General features: G+C 43.1%; 4 protein-coding genes. 3 read left to right on the top strand and 1 reads right to left on the bottom strand.

Translation table 11 applies throughout. The annotated features are described in order from the left end of the window. From F6K49_RS43865 to F6K49_RS43855, 3 genes are all read left to right on the top strand, one after another. Positions 1 to 973 (top strand): SagB/ThcOx family dehydrogenase (locus F6K49_RS43865; RefSeq protein ID WP_293108100.1); only part of this gene is annotated, 973 nt, incomplete at its 5' end. Next, on the top strand, positions 970 to 1,134 hold the full coding sequence (locus F6K49_RS43860) for a hypothetical protein (RefSeq protein WP_293108096.1): 165 nt from the start codon (positions 970 to 972) through the stop codon (positions 1,132 to 1,134). The genes F6K49_RS43865 and F6K49_RS43860, both read left to right, overlap by 4 nt. A 1-nt stretch (position 1,135) precedes the next feature. Beyond that, entirely contained in the window at positions 1,136 to 1,321 is a 186-nt protein-coding gene (locus F6K49_RS43855; protein WP_293108093.1) for a hypothetical protein, read from the top strand. A gap of 120 nt (positions 1,322 to 1,441) precedes the next feature. Here the strand turns inward: F6K49_RS43855 and F6K49_RS43850 are convergent, their stop codons facing one another. Next, a complete protein-coding gene (locus F6K49_RS43850; protein WP_293108090.1) occupies positions 1,442 to 1,609 on the bottom strand; it encodes a hypothetical protein in 168 nt (55 codons plus the stop codon). Positions 1,610 to 2,038 lie beyond the last annotated feature (429 nt).

Genomic DNA, 2,038 nt, shown 5'->3' with positions numbered 1-2,038 from the left:
TGCTTTGAGTGATTACCGGCCTCATCTAATTGGTGGGTTTGCCGATGAAAACGTTAATGAACTGCTTTATCTAGACCTGGAACAAGAAGGAGCGATCGCAGTAATTCCCCTGGCCGATCAGCTCAAAGTTGAACAAAACTTGCCCATCGCCCCAACTGTGTTGCCATCTCCTACTGAGGTTAATTACCCAGACATTCCAGATGGGGAATTATTAGGTTATTTGCACCGCGCTACGGAAATTAAAGAGGGTGGTGATTGGAAAGCTAAGGATAATACTGTAAAGAGTACAGAAATTGACCAGCAGTTAGAAGACAAGTACAATTTTCCGTTTTGTGATAAAGTTTCAACGGCTACAAACCCCATAGATTGGGGAGAGTTAACCAAGTCAGGTAATGCTCCGAAAGCATGTTTAGATACTATTCTAAAACGACGCTCTACCCGAGCTTATAGTGCAGCTAATCTGACCTTGGAGGAGCTAAAAGCTCTTCTAGATTTTACCTACCAACCTCAGCATTACATTGAGCAAGGGTTAGATGGAACACCAGATTATTTTGATTTAAGTTTAATTGAAACATTTATAGCAGTATCTGGGGTAAATGACCTAGAAGAAGGCTGCTATTATTACGCCCCTAAGGCTCAAGAATTGCGGCAAATTCGCTTTAAAAACTTCCGTAAAGAATTGCATTTTCTGTGTTTAGGGCAAGATTTGGGTCGAGATGCCAGAGCAGTGGTGTTCCACACCGCTGACTTACAAAAAGCAGTGGCTCGATTAGGCGATCGCGCTTACCGTTACTTGCACATGGATGCTGGTCATCTAGGACAGCGGCTCAATCTAGCAGCTATTTACCTCGGTTTAGGAGTAAGTGGTATTGGTGGCTTCTTTGATGACCAGGTCAATGAAGTTTTGGGTATCCCTGTTGATGAAGCGGTTGTTTATATTACGACTTTGGGGCGTCCTAGAAGACGGCTTTGAGGTTTTGGGAATCGGGAATCGGGAATCGGGAATCGGGAGTCGGGAATCGGGAATCGGGAATCGGGAGTCGGGAGTCGGGGAGAATTTTTGTGTTGTATAAATGGGGGATGATTTTAATAGTTTTGTGGAATGGGCATCTTGCCCGTGATCAATATTTGTAGAATGGGCATCTTGCCCGTTATCAATATTTTCTCTCGCTTCCTCTACACGTCCCGATTCCCGATTCCCGATTCCCCACTCCCGTTTTTAAACAGAAAACCCCAACTCGATAGCTGGGGTTTCTCAGAAGGAATCAAATTTGTCAAAAAAGTCTCCCGCAGGGCAAGAGGTCGGTGCCGTACCAGGTAACCGAAGACCCATAATTAGCCAGGGTTTCCGGTCAATAAATTGGCTGCCAATCGACCGCCGACGCCCATGAAAAAAGACTTTTGACATCACGGAGATGTTTTGCTATGCTAGGCATCTTGGTCAGCTGGACACAACCTGAGGACCAACGCAGCACCCCGCAACCCCCCGACATCGCTCCACATTGTCAGCTCCAACCACCCCATTGAGGTCGTCAACTGACAACTCTTGGAGGTCGGTTTCTTGGCTTGGTCTTGTTTCTAGATCTAGAATCTTGATCTTTTCTTTCATGCTATCTCTCCAAATCAGCTTGGTGTAATCTGTACTCTGTGACAAGAGTAAAATCGAAAAAAAAGATAAGTCAATGCTTTTTTCACATTTTTATTTCTATATAAGATTTTTTTTATTTTTAAGCAGGTGTAATTTAAAAAAGGTGTAGTTTAAATTGGATAGAAAAAGACGTCAATACTTTTTTCACATTTTTTTTTGAGTTACGCATTTTATTAAGCCTGTGTAAAGCCTGTGTAATTTCAGCAATTTTTTTTAAGTAGGTGCCACTTTATGGCAGATTTTATTTACATCAAAAGCTTACAAATTAAGGGTTGCAGCGATTTATTAAGCCTTCACAATTAGCCTTAAAGGGTTAAACCAAAGTCAGAGTAGGTAACAATAGGGGAATCGGGAATCGGCAGTCGGGAATCGGGAGTGGGGAGATGGGGA

This window comes from Moorena sp. SIO3I6, assembly GCF_010672095.1.
This window is presented reverse-complemented; position numbering and strand designations above follow the sequence as displayed.